25 protein-coding genes are annotated in these 17,759 nt (G+C 67.1%); 14 read left to right on the top strand and 11 right to left on the bottom strand.

What is annotated here, in order from left to right:
- Nucleotides 1-12: 12 nt before the first annotated feature.
- From KUF83_RS30500 to KUF83_RS30490, 3 genes are all read right to left on the bottom strand, one after another.
- Nucleotides 13-1,005, bottom strand: coding sequence for a hypothetical protein (locus tag KUF83_RS30500; RefSeq protein WP_217458219.1), 993 nt, complete (start codon nt 1,003-1,005; stop codon nt 13-15).
- A gap of 177 nt (nt 1,006-1,182) precedes the next feature.
- Nucleotides 1,183-1,674 carry a hypothetical protein gene (locus KUF83_RS30495; protein ID WP_217458218.1) on the bottom strand — a complete coding sequence of 164 codons (492 nt, stop codon included), beginning with the start codon at nt 1,672-1,674 and terminating at the stop codon, nt 1,183-1,185.
- Nucleotides 1,675-1,708: 34 nt separating this feature from the next.
- Nucleotides 1,709-2,104 carry an ATP-binding protein gene (locus tag KUF83_RS30490; protein WP_217458217.1) on the bottom strand — a complete coding sequence of 132 codons (396 nt, stop codon included), beginning with the start codon at nt 2,102-2,104 and terminating at the stop codon, nt 1,709-1,711.
- A gap of 727 nt (nt 2,105-2,831) precedes the next feature.
- Between KUF83_RS30490 and KUF83_RS30485 the strand changes: the two genes are divergently transcribed.
- A complete protein-coding gene (locus tag KUF83_RS30485; RefSeq protein WP_217458216.1) occupies nt 2,832-3,848 on the top strand; it encodes a hypothetical protein in 1,017 nt (338 codons plus the stop codon).
- 3 nt (nt 3,849-3,851) lie between these two features.
- Here the strand turns inward: KUF83_RS30485 and KUF83_RS30480 are convergent, their stop codons facing one another.
- The 7 genes from KUF83_RS30480 to KUF83_RS30450 form a co-directional block, all read right to left on the bottom strand.
- A complete protein-coding gene (locus KUF83_RS30480) occupies nt 3,852-4,883 on the bottom strand; it encodes an NAD-dependent epimerase/dehydratase family protein (RefSeq protein ID WP_217458215.1) in 1,032 nt (343 codons plus the stop codon).
- A 42-nt stretch (nt 4,884-4,925) separates the two neighbouring features.
- The gene (locus tag KUF83_RS42160) at nt 4,926-6,143 is read right to left on the bottom strand and encodes a tyrosine-type recombinase/integrase (protein ID WP_217458214.1); all 1,218 of its coding nucleotides are present in this window, start codon (nt 6,141-6,143) and stop codon (nt 4,926-4,928) included.
- The gene (locus tag KUF83_RS30470; protein WP_217458213.1) at nt 6,140-6,580 is read right to left on the bottom strand and encodes a DUF6221 family protein; all 441 of its coding nucleotides are present in this window, start codon (nt 6,578-6,580) and stop codon (nt 6,140-6,142) included. Before KUF83_RS30470 ends, KUF83_RS42160 begins: the two co-directional genes overlap by 4 nt.
- A complete protein-coding gene (locus tag KUF83_RS30465) occupies nt 6,577-6,921 on the bottom strand; it encodes a hypothetical protein (RefSeq protein ID WP_217458212.1) in 345 nt (114 codons plus the stop codon). Before KUF83_RS30465 ends, KUF83_RS30470 begins: the two co-directional genes overlap by 4 nt.
- Nucleotides 6,918-7,199, bottom strand: coding sequence for a hypothetical protein (locus KUF83_RS30460; RefSeq protein ID WP_217458211.1), 282 nt, complete (start codon nt 7,197-7,199; stop codon nt 6,918-6,920). The genes KUF83_RS30465 and KUF83_RS30460 overlap by 4 nt, the downstream gene beginning before the upstream one ends.
- Nucleotides 7,200-7,571: 372 nt before the next feature.
- On the bottom strand, nt 7,572-8,573 hold the full coding sequence (locus KUF83_RS30455) for a hypothetical protein (RefSeq protein ID WP_217458210.1): 1,002 nt from the start codon (nt 8,571-8,573) through the stop codon (nt 7,572-7,574).
- Nucleotides 8,573-9,085 carry an RNA polymerase sigma factor gene (locus tag KUF83_RS30450; RefSeq protein WP_217458209.1) on the bottom strand — a complete coding sequence of 171 codons (513 nt, stop codon included), beginning with the start codon at nt 9,083-9,085 and terminating at the stop codon, nt 8,573-8,575. Before KUF83_RS30450 ends, KUF83_RS30455 begins: the two co-directional genes overlap by 1 nt.
- 207 nt (nt 9,086-9,292) lie before the next feature.
- Between KUF83_RS30450 and KUF83_RS30445 the strand changes: the two genes are divergently transcribed.
- From KUF83_RS30445 to KUF83_RS30385, 13 genes are all read left to right on the top strand, one after another.
- A complete protein-coding gene (locus KUF83_RS30445) occupies nt 9,293-9,757 on the top strand; it encodes a hypothetical protein (protein ID WP_217458208.1) in 465 nt (154 codons plus the stop codon).
- Nucleotides 9,754-10,365 (top strand): DUF262 domain-containing protein, encoded by a 612-nt coding sequence (locus tag KUF83_RS30440; protein ID WP_217458207.1) that lies wholly within the window; start codon nt 9,754-9,756, stop codon nt 10,363-10,365. Before KUF83_RS30445 ends, KUF83_RS30440 begins: the two co-directional genes overlap by 4 nt.
- A complete protein-coding gene (locus KUF83_RS30435) occupies nt 10,362-10,505 on the top strand; it encodes a hypothetical protein (protein WP_217458206.1) in 144 nt (47 codons plus the stop codon). The genes KUF83_RS30440 and KUF83_RS30435 overlap by 4 nt, the downstream gene beginning before the upstream one ends.
- Nucleotides 10,502-10,900, top strand: a complete 399-nt coding sequence (locus KUF83_RS30430; RefSeq protein WP_217458205.1) for a hypothetical protein — start codon at nt 10,502-10,504, stop codon at nt 10,898-10,900. The genes KUF83_RS30435 and KUF83_RS30430 overlap by 4 nt, the downstream gene beginning before the upstream one ends.
- Before the next feature lie 99 nt (nt 10,901-10,999).
- Nucleotides 11,000-11,260 carry a hypothetical protein gene (locus KUF83_RS30425; RefSeq protein ID WP_217458204.1) on the top strand — a complete coding sequence of 87 codons (261 nt, stop codon included), beginning with the start codon at nt 11,000-11,002 and terminating at the stop codon, nt 11,258-11,260.
- Entirely contained in the window at nt 11,257-11,808 is a 552-nt protein-coding gene (locus tag KUF83_RS30420) for a hypothetical protein (RefSeq protein ID WP_217458203.1), read from the top strand. The genes KUF83_RS30425 and KUF83_RS30420 overlap by 4 nt, the downstream gene beginning before the upstream one ends.
- Nucleotides 11,809-12,008: 200 nt before the next feature.
- On the top strand, nt 12,009-12,479 hold the full coding sequence (locus KUF83_RS30415) for a hypothetical protein (protein ID WP_217458202.1): 471 nt from the start codon (nt 12,009-12,011) through the stop codon (nt 12,477-12,479).
- A 98-nt stretch (nt 12,480-12,577) separates the two neighbouring features.
- On the top strand, nt 12,578-13,219 hold the full coding sequence (locus KUF83_RS30410; protein ID WP_217458201.1) for a hypothetical protein: 642 nt from the start codon (nt 12,578-12,580) through the stop codon (nt 13,217-13,219).
- Between the two features lie 152 nt (nt 13,220-13,371).
- Entirely contained in the window at nt 13,372-14,349 is a 978-nt protein-coding gene (locus KUF83_RS30405) for a hypothetical protein (protein ID WP_217458200.1), read from the top strand.
- Nucleotides 14,350-14,366: 17 nt separating this feature from the next.
- The gene (locus tag KUF83_RS30400) at nt 14,367-14,630 is read left to right on the top strand and encodes a hypothetical protein (protein WP_217458199.1); all 264 of its coding nucleotides are present in this window, start codon (nt 14,367-14,369) and stop codon (nt 14,628-14,630) included.
- Between the two features lie 172 nt (nt 14,631-14,802).
- On the top strand, nt 14,803-15,279 hold the full coding sequence (locus KUF83_RS30395; protein ID WP_217458198.1) for a hypothetical protein: 477 nt from the start codon (nt 14,803-14,805) through the stop codon (nt 15,277-15,279).
- A complete protein-coding gene (locus KUF83_RS30390; protein WP_217458197.1) occupies nt 15,279-16,013 on the top strand; it encodes a hypothetical protein in 735 nt (244 codons plus the stop codon). The genes KUF83_RS30395 and KUF83_RS30390 overlap by 1 nt, the downstream gene beginning before the upstream one ends.
- Nucleotides 16,014-16,183: 170 nt before the next feature.
- Complete coding sequence (locus KUF83_RS30385) at nt 16,184-16,597, top strand: hypothetical protein (RefSeq protein WP_217458196.1); 414 nt, start codon at nt 16,184-16,186, stop codon at nt 16,595-16,597.
- 78 nt (nt 16,598-16,675) lie between these two features.
- On the opposite strand, the gene KUF83_RS30380 is transcribed toward KUF83_RS30385, so the two are convergent.
- Nucleotides 16,676-17,728: a hypothetical protein gene (locus tag KUF83_RS30380; RefSeq protein WP_217458195.1), complete on the bottom strand. Its 1,053-nt coding sequence runs from the start codon at nt 17,726-17,728 to the stop codon at nt 16,676-16,678.
- Nucleotides 17,729-17,759: the final 31 nt, after the last annotated feature.

Genomic DNA, 17,759 nt, shown 5'->3' with positions numbered 1-17,759 from the left:
TGGGGGGACGGTTCAGCGGCTGACGGGCTCTCGCGCCAGGGCGAAATCACGGGCCTTGCGGAACTCGTCTTCCCAATGCCGGGAGCCGAGGATCTGCCACGGCATCGCGGTGGCGTAGCGGCCGATGGCCTGGAAGACGGGGCCGGCGCCCCCCACGCCGCTCACGCCGAGCGCGTAGGCCAGCAGGTTGAGATCCATGGAGAGCGCGGGTGAGCTGCGCGTATCGGCGTCGAGAAACCCGAACCAGCCATCTCTCGCTTGCCTGACGTAGTGCGCCACCTGATGGTCCGTCCAGTACCGGAAGTCGCTGGACCGCTGGCTGATCCGCCTATGCCGAAAGTCCTCGGCGTAGGCGTGCAACGGCGTCATCAGCAGGATCGAGCACGGGCCCGCCCGCATCGCCGTCCACTGCGCGAAGATGTGCGCTCCGGCGCCGCAGGCGTAGAAGAATTGCAGCATGCGCTGATATGCCTCGCGGTTTTCCGGGTCCCGCTGCCGCACCGCCCAGAACAGCGGCCAAGGCCCCTCCGGCAGGGCATCGGTGGTCTGCGAGGGCGCCCAGTGATCGGCATCCTGCTTGTACCTCGGATCGGCGTCGAACTGCGCCAGGGCCAGCAGGCAGATCCATGCCACCGGGCACTGCTGACAGGCCTGGATGGCGGCATGGCAAGCGCGACGAGCATGGTTGGCCGCGTTGATCACCCCGGGGTCGTTCGCGGGAAGCCGGAGATCGAACATGCGCTGCGTGAGCACGCGAGCCCACATCATCAGCGCGTCCGGGTTGTTCGGCTCTTCCTGGTGCCAGTAGTCGATGGCCCGGCTACCGGCGGCGTATAGGGCGATGACCTGACTGCGGAAGGTGCGCAGTTGCCAGTTATGGCCCGTCTCGGCAAGAACTTCTCTCACGACCCGGTACCGGTTGAGCTTGAGCTCCTCGAATACGGGATACAACGCGGTGTCGCGGCCCGCGGGGTGAGCCACCAAGGACGTGTCAGCGGCTCGCATCGACGCACCCCCGCATCAGGCGAAGAGTGGGCAGAGGGACGCATCGGGTCTGTGCGCGTAAGAGGGACATGGGGGGTGAGTCCTCAAAGCAGTCGGGTGGAGAGCCGCCGGACGGCAGCCAAGGTGAACCAGTTCCTTTGGGGGAGCCTGGGCGGATGACTGCGGCCCGGCGGCCGACTAGTGGGAAGCTCCCGGCAAGGGCGGGCGCGGTCTGAGCAGTACTTGGACGGTCTTCGTCGCGCCGTCCTCAGAGAGGTAACAGCTGGTCTCGCCGCCAAGGTCCCGCACGAGGGAAAGGCCTGTGATCGCCTGTGCGGAGATTGCTTGCTGAAAGGCGGGGAAATCGGGGCGCGGGTCGGTCGCGGCGATCAGCAACGTTTCCTCATCGTCAACGGCCAGGTGCAGCACGATCACTTCCTCTGGGTACTGCGGCCCGACGTGCTCGACTGCGTTGCTTACCAGCGCGTCGACGATGAGGGTGGCGTCTCTCTGGTCCCCCAGCCAGCTCATCATCGTGAACTGTGTACGGGCGTACACGCGAGCGCGCCGCACAGCATCCGGCCCGATAGCGAAGCCCCGTTTGCAATATTGCGGACGCTGCACGATGCGCAGGGGAGAACCGGAGGTGCCTTCGCCTGAAAACAGGGCCGGCGCCGGGGCGTGTTCCATGTCGATCCTTCTCAGAAGGTGAGGGAGCACCAGGTCATCTTGCAGTCCGGGCTGATGCCCCCTGCGTCGGCGAGCGCTCGGACCAGGAGGAGGCCGCGGCCTCCTCCGCTGGGAGCAGGCACCAGACGGTCTTCCTGTCCTCGCTGACCCCCCACACACCGTCCAGTTCGGAGACGGTCATCAGCACCAGCAGCAAGCCACGCCCGTGCTCGGCGTCCTCGTTGATCTCGCGGCGGGAATAGGTGCCGACCACGTTGCTCCCCACGGCGACGTACAGCAGCCCGTCCTGGTTCTGCAACGTGAAGGTGGCCTCGGTCCCCCAGCTGTGCGTGACGACGTTGGTCACCAGCTCCGAGACGATGAGCGACACGGGGAACGCCATGCTCGATAAGCGGTGGAAGGAGAGGAAGGCCCGAGCGATGCGCCGCATACCTCTGACTCGGAGAGCGTCCCGCAGGGGAACCTCTGTACCTCTGGCGCGCCCGGCGATCTCGAAGGAGGTGTGCATCAGACACCCCGGCCGCGGGCGGTCGCCAATGCCGAGCGGGAGACCTCCGTCGCTGGTTGTTGCCTCCCTCACCGAAAGGGTCGTGCTCGGCGCCGTAGCCGTACCCATTGACTCCTCCTCGTCGCGAACCGGGTACATAGCGTTGTGCGGCGAGGGAGGTTGTGACTATGCCTTGGATATGCCTTCTGACTGCCCTTTCGAGTGGCACTATGACGCGACCGTGCCTTCTTCTTGCCTTCTGGCAAGCGGCAGTTCCAAAGGGAAGCGACTGCGGTATCCCATGGACGGGAACCGATTCCGTGGAGGGGACATGGACGAGGGGCGGCGTACGGTGATGTTCTTGCTGGCCACCAGACGGGGCATCCGCTCATATCCGGCTTTCAGCGACGAATTCACTCGTGCCGCTGAGCAGTTACGGGCAGAGGGGCACGCGATCTCCCCCGCTCCGGCAGCGCGCCAGTGGGAGCGCTTGCTGAAGTTCGGGGAGGTAAAAACGGCGCCTCACGCTCCCACCGCTCGGGTACTGGAGCGCATGTTCCAGCGCCCTGTGGGGGACTTGCTCCGCTCGGCCTCCGAAATCCGGGAGCTTGAGCCGGACTGCTCTACTCGGGCCCCATCCCCGCCCGTGCTTGACGAAAGTGATCTTCTGATGACCGCTCGGGACGCCGCCTCACACGCGAGTGAAGCCGCCTCGCTCAGCCTGGACGAGATGACACTCGACCAACTCCACGACGAGCTGATCGCGCTCTCGCGCAAGTACGGCCGTACAGCTCCGGCCGAGGTATTCCAGGGCGCGAACGAACTGTTGAACCGCTCGCAGGTGCTGCTGGAACGCACCCGCTCCCCGGAGCAGCAGACCCGTCTCTACTACGCAGCTGCTCAAGCCAGCGCGCTGCTCGCTGCGGTGTCATTCGACCTGGGCGCCCTCGCGCCGGCGATCTCCTTCGCCCGCTCCTCCGCGCAGTACGGCAAGACCATCGGGAACGGGCCGGTGCAGGCGTACGCCTACGGAATGCTCGCCTTCATGGCGTTCTGGGACGGGCGCCCCAACGAAGCCGTCCGGCACGCCAAAGCCGCCCAACAGTTCGGCGGCCTCGGGGACACCGCTCGCATCCGCCTGTACTCCATCGAGGCCCGCGCGCACGGACATCTGCGCAACGTCGACCAGGCCGAGCGAGCCATCCGTGACGCGCTGGAACAGAGCAGTGGCCGCCGTGACGAGCTGCATGACGACATCGGCGGCGAGTTCGGGTTCGATGGCGCCCGGACAGCCATGAGCAACGCGACCACGTGCCTACTGCTGCGAGACGCCGAGGGAGCCGAGGAGTACGCCACACGGGCGCTCACACTGCTACGCATGCAGCCAGCGGACGAACAACCGATCGTGGTGGCCGGACCTGCGGCCGTCGACCTGGCCCGCGCGCGGCTGCTCCGCAACGAGGTGGAGGGCGCCCAAGAGGCCCTTGTGCCGGTCTTCCAAGTGCTGCCGAACTGGCGCGGCTCCGGCATGATGGAGCGGCTGACGGCGGCCCGCATCGAACTGACGCGCCCGGAGTTCCGCGGAGCGCCCGCGGCGCTAGCGCTGGCGGATCAGATCGAGGACTTCAGCTCCCTCTCCCCAGCCCGCAGGCTCGGCGCCACGAACCCCCTCGCGATCGAAGCCTGACCCCTACCGGCCAAGCGCGGCCAGGATCTCGGCCTCCTTCTCCGGTGTGATCCCGTGCTCGGCCCAACGTGGGTGTTCTACTGGCGTCCCGCCGGCGCGGAGCCACTCCCAGGTGTCCATCACCGTCTCCGACAGCGGCCGGCACACTAGCCCTGCGGCCTGCGCTCGTGCCGACTCGATCCTCCACACGCCCGCGTGCGTGCGCCACAACGGCAGCTCCGTCCACTGCTGCACGCCGTGGTCCAGGAGCAGCTTGTCGGGCGCCCACGCCAGTTGGGCGTCACCCCCTGTGGCGAGCACACAGGCCGTGAGGAAGTCGCTCATCGCCTCCCGGCCGATCGGGGCGACGCAGTTGTAGGCGCCGCCGCGATCGGCGGCGGCCTGGTCGAGCGCGAAAGCGGCTACATCGCGCACGTCGATCGGCTGGATCGGCTTGTCCGGGGCGCCCGGCGCGAGCATCCGGCCGCCGCGGGCAGCTCGGCGCAGCCACCACGGCAGCCGCCCGACGTACTCGCCGGGGCCGAGGATGACGCCCGGCCGCAGGATCACCGCGCGGTCCTCGCCGAACGCCGCGGTGGTGGCCCGCTCCGCTCCCGCCTTCTGCCTGCCGTAGTACCAGTCCGGCCCGTCCCAGTCGTCTGGGAGCCGGCCGTATTCGGCGTCCGCGTCCGGCGGGCCGTCCAGGACTTCGGAGTCCTCCGTCAGCGGCTCAGTGGGCCATCCACGGTAGGCGTTCACGGTGGAGACGTACACGTACCGCCCGGCGACCGGCTCCAGGGCGCGGGCCCCAGCGAGAACGTCGCGCGGGGCCATCTCCGAAGCGGAGGTGTCCACCACGGCGTCCCACGGACCTTCCCCGGCCAGCCGTGCCAAGTCGGCGGCGAGGGTGCGGTCTCCGCGAACCGTCCGGGCTCCTTCTGGCGCGGACCCGGAACGGCCGCGGTTGAAGACCGTCACCTCCCACCCTCGATCGAGCGCGGTCTGTGCGACCGCCCGTCCCAGGAACCAGGTTCCGCCGAGTACAAGAATCCTCATGGTGGCGATCCTGCCGTGTCGGGTCGGCTGGGCGGAAGACGGTCAGCCCTCGGCATCCTCGGCGCGGGCCCTGGCAACGGCGGCATGTGCGGAACCGCCGTACAGAGGGACCGAGTTGAGCGGGTCACGCGTGCCGACGCCGTGGCGTCGGTCGTAGACGGTGTCCGCGGTGTGTGAGCCGTCCGCCCATCGCCCGGCCTTGTTGCGTTCCGCGAGCGGGACGCCCTTCTCGGCCATGTCGGTGTTCGCTCCGGCCCGCCAAGAGTGTGAGGTCACCTTCTTGCCGTCGATGTACGGCACGCCTGCCTGCTCGGCAACTAGCTGGAGTCGTTCGTTGAGCGATCCCGGCCGCATTCGGTTCCCGCGCTTCCGGCTCTCCGGGTACTTCCGGAGATCGCCCTTCACCGTGAGGGCACGGAACAGAGGATCGTCGGGGCCGTCCGCACCGAGTTGGTTCAGGACAGCGAGCCAGGCGCGGGCCCGCCGCACGAGTTGGAGGTCTTCTCGGTCCTGGATGAATCGGCCAGCGCCCTTGCCGCTCTGGTCCGTCTTGGACTTCGCGGTGGTCACGAACAGGCCGGTGTCGTGAATCTTCACCCGCTTGACGAGTTGGTCGGCCAGTTCCATCTCTCGGTGGAGGTTGCTGTAGGCCAGCGCGGCGAGGAAGGCGTCCCGCTTCCCGATGTTCGTGCTCTCATCCATGGCAGCAATGATCCGCAGGTTGTACTCGATGGTGACGGCCGCGGCCCGGTCGACCTCACCGCCGGCGTCGACCCATGCCTTCTTCCACGCGCGGAGGCGGCCCTTGAAGCGGCTCGGGTCGGGGCGCCAGTCCACCGGCTGCCAGCTCCAGATCCGGCTCATGTACTGCCCGACGCTGTCCGGCTTGTATTCCCCGGCCTTCCCACGGCGGATGAGGTGCAGGCCGTAGGAGGTGTACGTGGCCGTGGTGCAGGGGTAGGCCACCCGCGGCGGATTCTGTGCCGCGCACCACTCCTCGAATGCGCGGGTCGTGGAGTCGCGGTTGATGATGGTGTTCTCGGCGAGGTCGGGTTCGGCCAAGTCGGCCATGTCCTCAGCGGACAGCCGGAAGTCGTCGTCCGTCCAGGGCGGCCGCTCATCGGCCCGGGGCGGCAACTCGCCGGGCCCGAGCATGGTGTGTTGGGTGACCAGGTAGCGAGGCCCCCGCTCGGCCGCGGCGGGTCCGGGCTCGCCGTCCCGGACCAGCTCCGCGTGGACGACCTCGACCTCCGTGCTCACATCTCCTCCGGCGGCTCGTACTCCGGGTGGTCGGGGTGGTCGATGAACGGCGCGGCGAACTGCTGCACGACCATGCGGAGCGGCCCGACCAGCGGGGCCTTCTCGTCGGCGATCTGCGCCTTGAGCAGGTTGACCAGCATCAGCTTGCCCAGGAGATCATCACGTGTGCGCTGCGGCTGGTTGCGGACGATGTGCATGGCCGTGGCCTGGTCCACGAAGTGCCCGGAGCCGGTCAGGATCGGGGCGAACACCCGGCCGCCCATTCCCTGCACGCCGAACCGGCGCGCGCCCGGCTCGGTCAGCTCCCACCAGCCGTGGGGGGCGAGGGCGTCGGCGGCCTCCAACTCCTCCGTGACGCGGGTCTCCAGGAAGGCCGCCCACTCCGCGGCCGTCGTCTCGTCTTCGGCGGTCGGTCGCTCGGGTCGCTGCTCGGTCACCGCCGCGCCTCCGCGGGGAAGTCCGGGTGGTCCGCCCAGCGCTTCGCTTCGTTGCGCATCCACTCCAGCTTGCGCACGGCGCCGACGATGTCCTGCTTCTCCATGCACGCGTCGGCGTACCCCCTGGCGTAGCCCAGCGCCTCGTAGAAAAGCGGCTCCACGACGGGAGTCGCCGCTGCCCGTGCCTTCAAGAAGGTGTGCAGTGCTTCGAGTTGGGCGCTCATGTCCGCGTACGCGTCGACGTTGGGGTGCTCGGGCGGGGAGAGCGGGGACCCGGTGGCGGGGGCCGTCGTCGGCTCCGGCCGGCGGCCCTGAGGGCTGTATCCGCGGCCGTTCCTCATGGGCGGTCACCCGTCTCGTCGGGGCGCAGTACCCAGCGGGACGAGTTGCCCTGCGGGTCGAGGTCCACCCTCGTCTTCCCATCGGCCGCGACTCGGCCGAACGCCGCGATCCACTCGTCGGCGTCGGCCGGCACCGGCATGGTGTTCGGCACCGGTGTCATGCTCACGTACATCTCGGCTGCGATCTCGATGTGTCCGAGGTGCGCGAAGCGCTCGTCCAGTGGCACGCCGCCCGAACCGACCTCGTCCGGACCGTGCGCGTGCTCGTTCCCGCTCATCTGTTCCCCTCCAGCAGGTACCGGTTATTCCAGGGAGAATAGCCGGTAAGGCTGCCCTCACTGGTCTTCAACTCGCCAATGTGCAACCCGGGTTAGTCCAGGGTCAGTTCTCCCAGTAGCCCCGGGTGCCAGGAAGAGGAGAACCCGGCATCTCTGCAAACGGCGTGCAGGGATGCGGACTCTGACAACGGTTGCCGCGAGTGCTAGCGCGGCGGAGAGAGCCATACTCAGAATTCCTGCTACACACTCACGTCGTACAGAAGACCTGTTCCACACGGCACGCCACACTGCAAGCGAGCATGCGAAAAGCCGCGCCCACCCGGCACGGTGATAGCTCAAGCATGGCGATCTCAAATTAGAAGGATTGGGTCGCTACATCACCTCCAGAGCATTAGTAATTAGGTCGAGCAATTGCCCGTCAAAGTCCCTTAATTTGCCGTCCGCCGGCATTGGTCCTGGCGGAGGCGAAGGGAGCTCCATGACGGCGACCCGTGGTCCGGCCGCAGCCGAACCGTGCTCCTCGGCGGCGGCAGGTGCCGTGACCAGCAGCGACCACTGGCCATCGCCCCTTATCGCCGCACCGAAGTCAGTGGCTTCGGACACCAGTGCCGTCAGGGCCTCGCCAGGGCGCTCCCTCGCCCCGGTGACGTCCCAGACCCGGACATCGGCGCGCAGCGTGTAGGCCTGCACGGCTCCGCGCAGCTGCTGCAGGTACATCGCTCGCCCACGCGCCGCAGCAGACAACCAGGTGATGCGATCTCGCAGGCGCTCGCGGTTTCCCGGATCCGGGCACGCCCCCCATTCGATCATCGCGTCCGCCAGCTCGGAGTCCCGCAACACAGGTTCATCCTGCGACTGCCGCAGCTCGCGCTGTGGCGTGCGATACGGGTTCGCGTACATTCTCCCCTCGCACACGACAAACACCGAAGAGAAGGCCCTCCTATCCGACTCGAATCCGCTGGAGGGGGAGCCACGCAGTAACCAATCCATCGCCTCGGCAGCTCGGGAAATCTCTATTGCCGCTTTCTCCTCCTCAGAGAACTCCGCTGCGACGGAATTCCATAATCCATTTTCGGATTCCTCGGTTTTCAGCTGCCTGAAAAATCGGCTGCTATCAGAAATGCTCTCGATGTCATCCGGAAGTGCACTGACGACCAGACTGCCGAGCGAGGAGAGCCGCGCTTCCAGCTCCTCGTCCGACAGGGGAACGAATTCTTCCTCGCCCACCAAACCAGCTTCGGCGTCATCGGAATCGAGGCGATGGGCGGTGCGCCGAAACACCTCCCCCCATGCCTGCTCTCGCATTAACGCGAGGGGTCGCATTGCGTCGTCTATTTTGTTCACAAAGTTCTGCAGTTCGTCCTCGTAGCCCATCACCGGACCTCCGCTTCCCGCTTGATCATCGTCTTCAGTTGCTTCCTCGCCCGGCACAGACGGACCCTGACCGCCCCTTCCGTCGCGCCGGTGAAGTCCGCCATCTCTTTGCACGAAGCTCCCATACGCTGCAACAGGAGTACGGCTTGATCGTCGATCGGCAGCTCGCGGATCAACTCCTTGAGGCGCTCAGCATCGACATGGCGCTCCGGCTCCCCGTCCACCGGAGCGGTAATTAAAGTGAAATCCTCGGAAAGGTCGTACGGGATTGGAATCCTCTTCTGTTCCCGTATGTGATCGAGGAGCCGCTTCGTCACTCGATCCCACAGAAATCCCTCCGGCTTGCGAATACGCACCCAATTTTTACTCGTCTCAGCGAATGCTTGCTGAGCGATGTCTTCGGCATCATGTTGCGTCAATCGGCCATAGCGCATCAACCGCTTGACGGTGGGGTTGCACATTCGACGGAAAAATGCATTGAAATCCTCGGGGGTGCAGGGGTTTTCACTCACGGCTCCTGATCCTGACTCCGTCATCTGTTCCTTGGCAGGCTGCGCGCCGGCTACGGAGCACAGAAGCCGGCCGTCGCTGCGACCCGCTCATGAGGTAGGACGCACGCTCAGGTACCGGTGTTACAGCCGAACAGACGCGAGTCGACAGCCAGTTGTGCCAAACTGTGAGTTCAGGGTTAAACCAGGGTTAGTTAGCGAAGGGCCGCAGTGAAGATCACCATCGAAGTCCCTGATCCCGCACCGCCGCAGGTCGTCGCAGCCGTTACCGCCCTCATCACTGCGGCTGGCACGCACGGCACCGTCACCACCGACGCCGAATGGACCGTCGAGCGCGCGATGCGGCTGCTGCGGGACACCAACTCCCGCACCGTCCTGTTCATCGAGGCGGCCGTCGAGGGCGAGGGGTGGGTCGACGGCCCGGCCTTTCGGGCGCAGTGGGGCGAGAGCGCGCTGCGAGGCCCGAGCCAGTCCATCACTAAGGCCATCAGGCGCGGTGCGGAACAGGGGCATTGGTCGCCGACCATCACCCCGCCGTTCACTCCCACCGCCCCCGACAAGGAAGGGTGGTCCAAGACCGGCGGCTACTACCTTGCCGACGGCCTCGTGCCGATCTTCCGTGAGGCACTGGCCGCTTGGAAGAAGGAGAACGAGAAGAAGGGGGCCGCCACGTGACCCGCCAGACCACTGGGCCCATCCGGCACACGAACTTCACCCCGACGTTCCGCCGGGCGTCCGCGCTCGTCGCCGACGTTAAGCGCGGCGACCTTGACCTGCATCCGCCGTACCAGCGCGGCAGCGTGTGGGACGACACGCAGCGGCTGAATCTCATCGAGTCCTGGCTGTCCGGTGTCCCGACCGGCCCGATCGTCCTGGTGGACCGGGCCAACGGCGAGTGGCGGACACAGGACGGCAAGCGCCCGCTCCACGACGAGATCGAAGTCGCCATGTGGGGGTGCGCAGACGGGCAGCAACGCATCACCACGGCCATGGCCTGGTTCGACGACGAATTCGCGGTGCCATCCTCCTGGTTCGACGCTGATCTGGTGGACACGACCGAGCGAACCCCGGATGGCCCGTACGTCCGCTTCACCGGCCTGACCCGACCGGGACAGCTCAAGTTCGACATGAACCAGGCCAGCTTCCAGGTGTCCGAGGACCGGACATGCACCGGCCTGGCCGACGAAGCCCGCACCTACCTGCTGATCAACACGTCGGGGACCGCGCAGACGGCCGCCGATCTCGACAACGCCCGCTGTATCGCCAACGGAGACTCGTCATGAGCGACACCCAGAACACCATCCCGTGGCACTGCGAGAACCCGCAGCTTCGCGCTGACGGGTTCCCCGAGGCCGCCGCGACGTTTCAGCCGGACCCGGCCCTTGTCGATGCCGCTTGGGGCGAGGAAGAGGTTGCCCGGTGAGCGCCGCCATCTTCACCGACGCCGAAGCCATGGAACATCAGGCCCGGTCCTTGAGTGACGAGCTGGACCTGAGTGCTGGCTGGGAACAGCACTTGCGCACCGAGCAGCGTATTGAGGAGTTGCGGGAGGAGGCCGCCAGTATCCGGGCCCGGATCAAGAACAGCATCGAGCACATTCGGAACTACTACGGGATCGACCTGCGTGTCGACCTGAAGGTCAAGCACAACGGTCATGCAGGCCACATCGTCGGCTTCGCCGGGCAGTACGTCGTCATCCAGCTCGACGGAGGCAAGTACCCGATGACCTGCCACGCCACCTCAGACGTGGAGTACCCGCCGGGCACCCAGGTCGGGCCCGGCCCGGATGAGCGGTTTGCTCACCTCGTGCAGGTGTAACGGACACCCGGGTCACTCCGTCTATCCCATGCACGGCCCCCTGCGTCGGCGCCCGCCGACCTCGTTGCTCAGGCAGGGGGCTGTGCGCTGGGAGAGATCGTGAGCACTGCCACCATCGCCGACCGTGCCGAGCTGCTGCGCGAGGCGTCCCTGACGATCTGCGGCCAGCGTGAGGGCAAGACGCGCTCGTGCGACTCATGCCTGCGTAAGGCGGACGCCGTTGTGCAGCTCCTCAACGGTCCGGATCTCAATACCAGGCTCCTGCCGCACGTCGCGGACATCGTCTGCGGTTCGACCGGTCGCCCCTGCTCGGACTGCTGGGAGAAGGCCACCGCCCTCATGCTGGAGCTGCGTCGGTGACGTTGTTCGAGTTCCCGGAACTCATGACGGTGATGGGCGAGGTGCAGACCGGCCGGCAGAAGGTCAGCTCCATGCAACAGGTCGCGAGTCTCCCCTGGGAGGCGATTCCCGCGACGGCGTGGCGGCACGTTGTCCGCAAGGTGAAGGCATCTCTGTACTACGACGCAGGCGCCATCTGCGTGTTCTGTGCGGATCTCTCGCCCGGGGGAGTCTCGTGCTCGGCTACTCCGCGATGCGGTCCCGTCCGCCTGAGCATCTGGCCAGGCTTGGGTGCACAGAGATACCCGCTGACTGACGATCTGCTGACCTCCTACTCGGGGTTCGACCGGCTCCGGCTGATCGCTACGACATCGGACCTTCTCGGGCCGTACGCGCAGCGGGAGGTGATGGCGACCAGTTGGGTCCGCACCGACCCGATGAAGCGGCACGCCCTGATGCAGGAGATTGTGGGCGAGCTGGATCGGTCCGTCCCAACGGCTCCCGTCCGTACGTTCATCTGGGACGGACAGCGTGAAATCGCCTACCCGAGCGCCTGGTTTGAGGCGTGATCCGGCCGTGAATCGGAAGCGCTCGATGGCAGCCCGGGACGCCGGCCGGACCGCGAGCGTACAGATGGCTACACCGGCGGCCGCGGGTGGCAAGTCCCCGTGGCCGCCGCGGTGTTCGTGGGTGCGCAGCCCGGCCTCATCTATCAGCCTTGGTTGAAGGTTCGGCAGAGTGATGCTGCCCCTTGTGGAATGATCCGATCATGGGGAGACATCAGTGGGGGAAGGCAGTCAGCGCGGTCGCCTTAGGCGTGATCGTGGCGGCCGTGAGTGGTTGTGGCGGCTCGGGTGACGACAGTGCGGCCCCGAAGCCGGCCGCGGTAAAGACGCCGAAGACGGTGAGCCTGGACAAGGCGAGCACGGCTTTCGAGGACGCTGTCACGGATCACGATTCGACGGGCGGCTGTGTCTCGGTCGAGATCAACACGTGCTACGACGCGATGATCGATCTCATCGAGCCCGCGCGTGACCTGCGGAAGGCGATGAACGCCGACAAGTCCATGCCAGCGGACTTCTGGACAGACGCGTACGTGCTCATCGACACGATGGAAGAGGGCGTGGCGATCGGGGAGGACCGCGGGGGAGGCGAGATGAACACCGCGAGCAACAGACCGAAGGTGTTCGGCAGCGCGCACGACCTGGTGGACTGGCTCGCCGCCAACCCCGTCAAGTAGGGGCGTCGTCAGTAGCCCGTGACACCCGCCGACATCGGCTCGGGCCGTATCTTCTGGATCGCGCCCGCGAGGGCCGGAGCCGATATATCCTAACAACCTTGTTACAGCAGCTAACAACCTTGTTTGAGGTACTGGTGTCTGGATCGCGCGATCAGGAAAAGCTGACAATCGCTATCGACGTAAGGCATGCCGCACGCCTAACAGCGATCAAGAAAAAGCATCGGAGAGCCGCTGCCGAGTATGCGGATAAATTGATTGCCCGGGGAGTTCCACGAGTCGAGGCCCAGCTCCGGGCGCGCCTACGCCGGCCGCGGCGGTGGCCGACGCTCGATGACATTGTGGCGCGCGCCGTCGAGCGGCGCCTGGACGAAGAGGATCTGCGCGGCCCCTGGCATCCGCTGTCTCCCGAGGAGCAAGTCCTGGCGTCATTGCCGGGACGCCAGCCAGGCAAAAACTACCCCGGCTTCCTGAAGTACCGAGCATACGAACTACCCGCTGAGCTGGTACTTCGCTTGCGGACGGCCGCGATTCGCGTCAGCGAGGAGCCGTTGGCGGAGATGGAGGAGCGAGGGCTGACGTACAACCAACTCGACATGACGCTGGAGGACCGAGAGAAGCGCGAAGAGCTGGTCGAGAGGGTGTACTCAGTGCCTCGGATCGTGCGTCAGGCGCTGGAGCGCTACGGCCCCTGGCCCCCGGATGAGCATCCTCCGTCAGCCCCGGAGGCCACCGAAAGCTAATTAATCAAACAACCTTGTTACAAGAAGCGGCGCACTCCGCGCGATAGATAAGGCCGAGATCGCTCCATTGCTACCTCCTCCGGAAAGATGCTTGAATTTCCTTGAAGAACAGGCTAAAAATTCTCTCGACTTTCCCGCCTGGAGGATGCTCAATGGCCAATTACGTACCTGCCCTGCTCAACCTGCCGCGCTACACCCACTGGAGCGATGTGCCTGACGGGCTGCTCACCAAGACCCAGCTCAACCGGCGGGGCCTCAAGCCGGGCTCCGCCCCGGTGGGCCAGGTGCTCTATCACGGCAACTGCTACGCCCCGCTGCACGACGTGGACGCCGCCGTGCCGAAGCGCGGGTGCTCTCCTGCGCAGCGTGCCGCGCTGGATCGGGCCCGCGAACTTCAGTACGTGTGCCGGCGGTGCGGTGACCGCCGCGACTACCCTCTCGGCAGCGGGCGCTGGTGTGAGCCCTGCTCGTACGCCGCGGCGCTCTATGCCTCGCACGCCAAGTCCCGGCGCTTCGCCCGCGAAATCGTCGGCGACCGCGGCGCGGCGCTCGTCGTCGTGGCGGCTGGCCCCGGCGAGTACGCGCAGCCGGAGACCGTCGCGGTCATCCGCGTCCACGACCAGGAGTTGCTGCACGAGGGCGCGGCCGGGGCGTACGGCACGCCGGAACGCGGGGCGCTGCTCGACCGGCTCGATGTGCTCCTGGACGGCCGCCGCGTCGTCCACGAGACCGACCGGGGCCCGGTCAGCCGCTACCCGTCCATGCTCGTCACCCCGCCCGGACAGCACGTGAGCAGCACGCGTGACAGCCTCCACGCCTGGCTTCGCCCGCACCGCGAGAGTGCCGAGAAAGCCGACTACGTATCGCGCCTGTGGCGGCAGTGGTTCGCTTGGACCCGAGACGAGTGGACCTCCACGGCGAGCGAGCCCGGGGACCAGGAGCGCGGCGTTTGGGTCGCCTGGGACCGGACCGCGGCCGCCGCCACCGACGCCTTCGCCTTGGCCGTGCTCCTGCACCGGATCACCGAGGGCACCGAACCTGTATGGGAGCGGGCAGCCTGGATGGTCGACGGGCACGGAGTGCCGGACCCAGGCCCGGTCCGCCGGCGCAAGGCGGGGGCGGCGGCCTGATGGTGCAGATCCGAGTGATGACCGACGACAGCGACGTCGGCGAACACATCCTGGAAGTGTTGGAGCCGCTGCTGCGGTCATGCACCTCTCTGGTCGTGAGCGAGCGGACGAACCTCAACCACCGCGGCGGCGGCCTGCGCGTCACCTACGAGGTGATGCTCAACCCCGGGGCGACGACGGTGCACGTCGACCAAGAGGTCACCGTGGAACGGGCCGACGCCCCACGGCGGCGGCCGTCGCGACCGGCCTTGCCGCGGGCTGGTCGTACGCTCGACCCATGATCTGGGTGAGGGCGGCATCGATGGCGTCCGGCTTGGCGCCGTGGTGGACGAGGCGGGATCGGCGGCCGAAGTACTCGAACCGCTGGACAGCCTGAAGCTCTGGCCGCGGCCGAGGTCTGGTGAAGGCACCCCTGTCGAAGACCGGATTGTGTACTCGGCCCGGAATCGCCTCGTGGAAGACTGGCCGCTCCAACTGGACAGCACCGAAGGGCCCGTGATGACCGACCAGCCCCGTCTCTCCGAACTTCTCGGCGCCACGAGTCAAGAAGCCGTTCTCGCCGAGGACTTCGCCTACGTCCTCGATCGGATCTCCGCGCTGATCGGGTACGCAGAGGATGGGAACTGGCGCAGTCTGCACGAGAAGATCGGGTCTTTGAAGTCGGCGCTCGACACCTTCGACCACAAGATCAGCGAGTCGGTGACGTACGAGGACACCGGCGAGAAGGGATCGGTGTACCGCGACCCGATCGTGGACACGCACCGGACCGTGCAGCTCATCACCGCGTTCGCGCAGAGCAGCGGCGGGCGGCTCGGACCGGCGCTGTTCCCCATCTCCAAGCTGGAGAACGAGCAGGCCGTCGAGCAGATCCGCGCCGACCAGGAACGCAACCGCCGCTTCAAGCAGGAAATGTTCGGAGACGACGCCTGATGGCAGCGGTCCCGCGGCGGGCCGAGCGGCTGCGCAAGGTCGCCTGGAAACTCACCGAGCAGTACGGCCTGCCGCGCGACCGGCAGATCGAGGCGGAGATCGACGACTACGCCCGCCCGAAGCGGTGGACGTTCGTCTGGAGGGATGGCCCCACCGAGACTCAGCTCCGGCGCGCGGCGGCACAGCTCGACAAGGAGGCGTTGGATGGGGTCGGCTGTCGGCGCGAGTACAGCGACACGGCTTACGCCGTCGCTGCGATCCGGTGCCTGCGCGATGGCGACCCGGGAGAGGACCCGTATCACGCGGGCGTCAGCGTCTACGACGCCGGCCGGCTCCTGGACACGACGAAGAACCCGGGTCCGAGCGACGACCGGGAGCGCCACATGGCCGCGCGCTTGGTGAAAGCCTCCGAACGACGCCCCTCGGTGTACGGCGACGGAGACGCGATCTGCCGAGAAGCCACGGAGAAGGGCCTGTCGCCACTGCTGCGGGGCGAGGACGCGCCGGCGCTGACGCCGATCGAGTTGCTGACGGAGCGGTATGCCCGTGGCTCCGCGAGCGCGCTGTGGATGTACAGGCTGACCCCGGTGACCCCGTTGGAGGCATTCGCGGCCGTGCAGGCGGACGAGAAGGCGTCGCCCGAGCACATCGCCGCGGCCCTGACCCTGCTTCCGGAGCTGCATGCGGCACTCGACGCTGCGGCGGCGTCACTTCAAGAGCGGCTTTCCCCGTAAATGTGATGAACGCGGAGTAAAGTGCGTCTAGGCCTGGTACCGCCTCCCCCGTCGGTACCAGGCCTGTTCATCTCCGGCCGCCTTCTCGTCCCGAGACGGAAGCATGCGCCGACCTGCACAGTCCTCCGAGCCTGCCGCCCCGGCAGGATCTTTTACGGAAGGACTTCCACATGACCTCTTGGACCCCGAAGCTCACGAACGTCGCGGGCGAGGACGGCACGGTCGGCACCGGCGAGTTCGTCGACGCGAGCGGCGCCGTCGTCTTCACCGCGCAGATCGTCGCGAAGAAGGAGACCAGCGCGGCGTCCAACGCCGGGTTCGGCCTGACGCTCCCGGTACCGGCGAAGGCCGGCGTGCGCGTCGTCTTCCAGCTGGAGCTGGACGGCCGGGACGCCGACAACGGCGTGTGGACGGGCGAGGGCCTGCTCTACGCGAGCAGTGACGGTTCGCAGATCGACCGGCTCCGGGTGACCACGGCCGCGAACGGGGCCGCACTCGCGAACGTAGGGCATCTCTACGGCGACGCCGAGGGCGCCACCGCGGCGGAGGTCATCACCGTGTCGGGGTCGTACATTCCCGCCTGATGAACGCGGTCTGACGGGCCGCCGGGCACCGATGGGGTTCCTTCCCTGTCTCGCCCGGCGGCCCATCGGTGTTTCCGGTCAGGCGGTCCGGCCGCGCACGATGATGACCTGCTGCACGCCGACTGATTCTTCGCGCTGACGCAGTTCGCCTTCGACGGCCCGGCGGATCGGTTCGAGGCGGGTCGGCATGGGCTTCCACTCCGGTACCGCGGCGCCGACCTGCGGAGCGTCGCGCTGGCTCTGGAGGACTTCCATCTCCTCGTTGAGGGCTTCGGCCGCGCGGAAGAAGACGCGCTGGACACCCCGAGGGCGCAGTGGCATGCCGGGCGGTTCTTGGACGAACGTGCCGTCGGGCAAGCGTCGATTGTTGTGTTCCAGCGACACCCACAAGTGTCTGACCGCGTTCTGCTCATGCTCCCGGCCCCGCTGGTAGCGCTTCGTCAGTTCCTTCCACAGCAGAAGGTAGGTGTTGAGAGCATCGCGCGTCGCGGGAGACAGCTCCCATTCCTCGATCGGGGGCGGTTCGGCCATACGCCCCTGCCGGGGGCGCTGGATACGGATGGTGGACAGGTCGCGGGCAAGGTGGGCCACGTGCTGGGCGGCGAGGGTGCCGGAGCTGGCGCCAGTGTCGAGGACGATGCCGTACATCGCGAGAAAGCGGATACGGAACGGCTCGCTGATGGACCGCGCGACCTGCCCCTTGAAGTGGTCCAGGAGCAGCGCGCGGGTGGGGGGCGGAACGACCGGGGCCGGGGCCGGGACGGGCGGCTTCTCGGGGGGTGCGAACGGGGTCCCGGTGTGCGCGGCAACGATCTCCATGGCGCGTATGCGGGCGCGGATCTGCGAGTCGGACTCGGGGATGGTTTTGCCGTCTCCGCGGATGAGGCCGCGGACGGCCAAGTGCAGGAACTCGTCCACGGAGGGTGGCGAGAACAGAGAAGCCAGATCGTCGTACGCGTCGGGGATGAGCCCGTGATTCTTCAGAGCCCGCGCGAACGCCCCCTGTAGAGCCCGCAGGTGCTTCTTGCTGGAGGAGCCCATCTTCTCCGTGGGGAGGGCGCACAACTCGTCCACGGCGCGACTGAGGGCGATCAGTGACGGCGCGGTGGGCGTCTGTGCGGCAGTGGACATGCCCACCATCATGACGGGTGGACTGTTGGGC

The organism is Streptomyces sp. BV286, assembly GCF_019090165.1.
GTDB lineage: Bacteria > Actinomycetota > Actinomycetes > Streptomycetales > Streptomycetaceae > Streptomyces.
The sequence above is the reverse complement of the archived record's forward strand: the minus strand, read 5'-3'. Positions and strand labels throughout refer to the sequence as shown.

What these genes read in the sequence shown, in the direction of transcription:
- KUF83_RS30500 (WP_217458219.1), bottom strand. Translation starts at nt 1,005, where the DNA reads ATGCGAGCCGCTGACACGTCCTTGGTGGCTCACCCCGCGGGCCGCGAC.
- KUF83_RS30495 (WP_217458218.1), bottom strand. Translation starts at nt 1,674, where the DNA reads ATGGAACACGCCCCGGCGCCGGCCCTGTTTTCAGGCGAAGGCACCTCC.
- KUF83_RS30490 (WP_217458217.1), bottom strand. Translation starts at nt 2,104, where the DNA reads ATGCGGCGCATCGCTCGGGCCTTCCTCTCCTTCCACCGCTTATCGAGC.
- KUF83_RS30485 (WP_217458216.1), top strand. Translation starts at nt 2,832, where the DNA reads ATGACCGCTCGGGACGCCGCCTCACACGCGAGTGAAGCCGCCTCGCTC.
- KUF83_RS30480 (WP_217458215.1), bottom strand. Translation starts at nt 4,883, where the DNA reads ATGAGGATTCTTGTACTCGGCGGAACCTGGTTCCTGGGACGGGCGGTC.
- KUF83_RS30465 (WP_217458212.1), bottom strand. Translation starts at nt 6,921, where the DNA reads ATGAGGAACGGCCGCGGATACAGCCCTCAGGGCCGCCGGCCGGAGCCG.
- KUF83_RS30460 (WP_217458211.1), bottom strand. Translation starts at nt 7,199, where the DNA reads ATGAGCGGGAACGAGCACGCGCACGGTCCGGACGAGGTCGGTTCGGGC.
- KUF83_RS30455 (WP_217458210.1), bottom strand. Translation starts at nt 8,573, where the DNA reads ATGGGCTACGAGGACGAACTGCAGAACTTTGTGAACAAAATAGACGAC.
- KUF83_RS30435 (WP_217458206.1), top strand. Translation starts at nt 10,362, where the DNA reads ATGAGCGACACCCAGAACACCATCCCGTGGCACTGCGAGAACCCGCAG.
- KUF83_RS30415 (WP_217458202.1), top strand. Translation starts at nt 12,009, where the DNA reads ATGGGGAGACATCAGTGGGGGAAGGCAGTCAGCGCGGTCGCCTTAGGC.
- KUF83_RS30405 (WP_217458200.1), top strand. Translation starts at nt 13,372, where the DNA reads ATGGCCAATTACGTACCTGCCCTGCTCAACCTGCCGCGCTACACCCAC.
- KUF83_RS30400 (WP_217458199.1), top strand. Translation starts at nt 14,367, where the DNA reads ATGACCGACGACAGCGACGTCGGCGAACACATCCTGGAAGTGTTGGAG.
- KUF83_RS30390 (WP_217458197.1), top strand. Translation starts at nt 15,279, where the DNA reads ATGGCAGCGGTCCCGCGGCGGGCCGAGCGGCTGCGCAAGGTCGCCTGG.
- KUF83_RS30385 (WP_217458196.1), top strand. Translation starts at nt 16,184, where the DNA reads ATGACCTCTTGGACCCCGAAGCTCACGAACGTCGCGGGCGAGGACGGC.
- KUF83_RS30380 (WP_217458195.1), bottom strand. Translation starts at nt 17,728, where the DNA reads ATGTCCACTGCCGCACAGACGCCCACCGCGCCGTCACTGATCGCCCTC.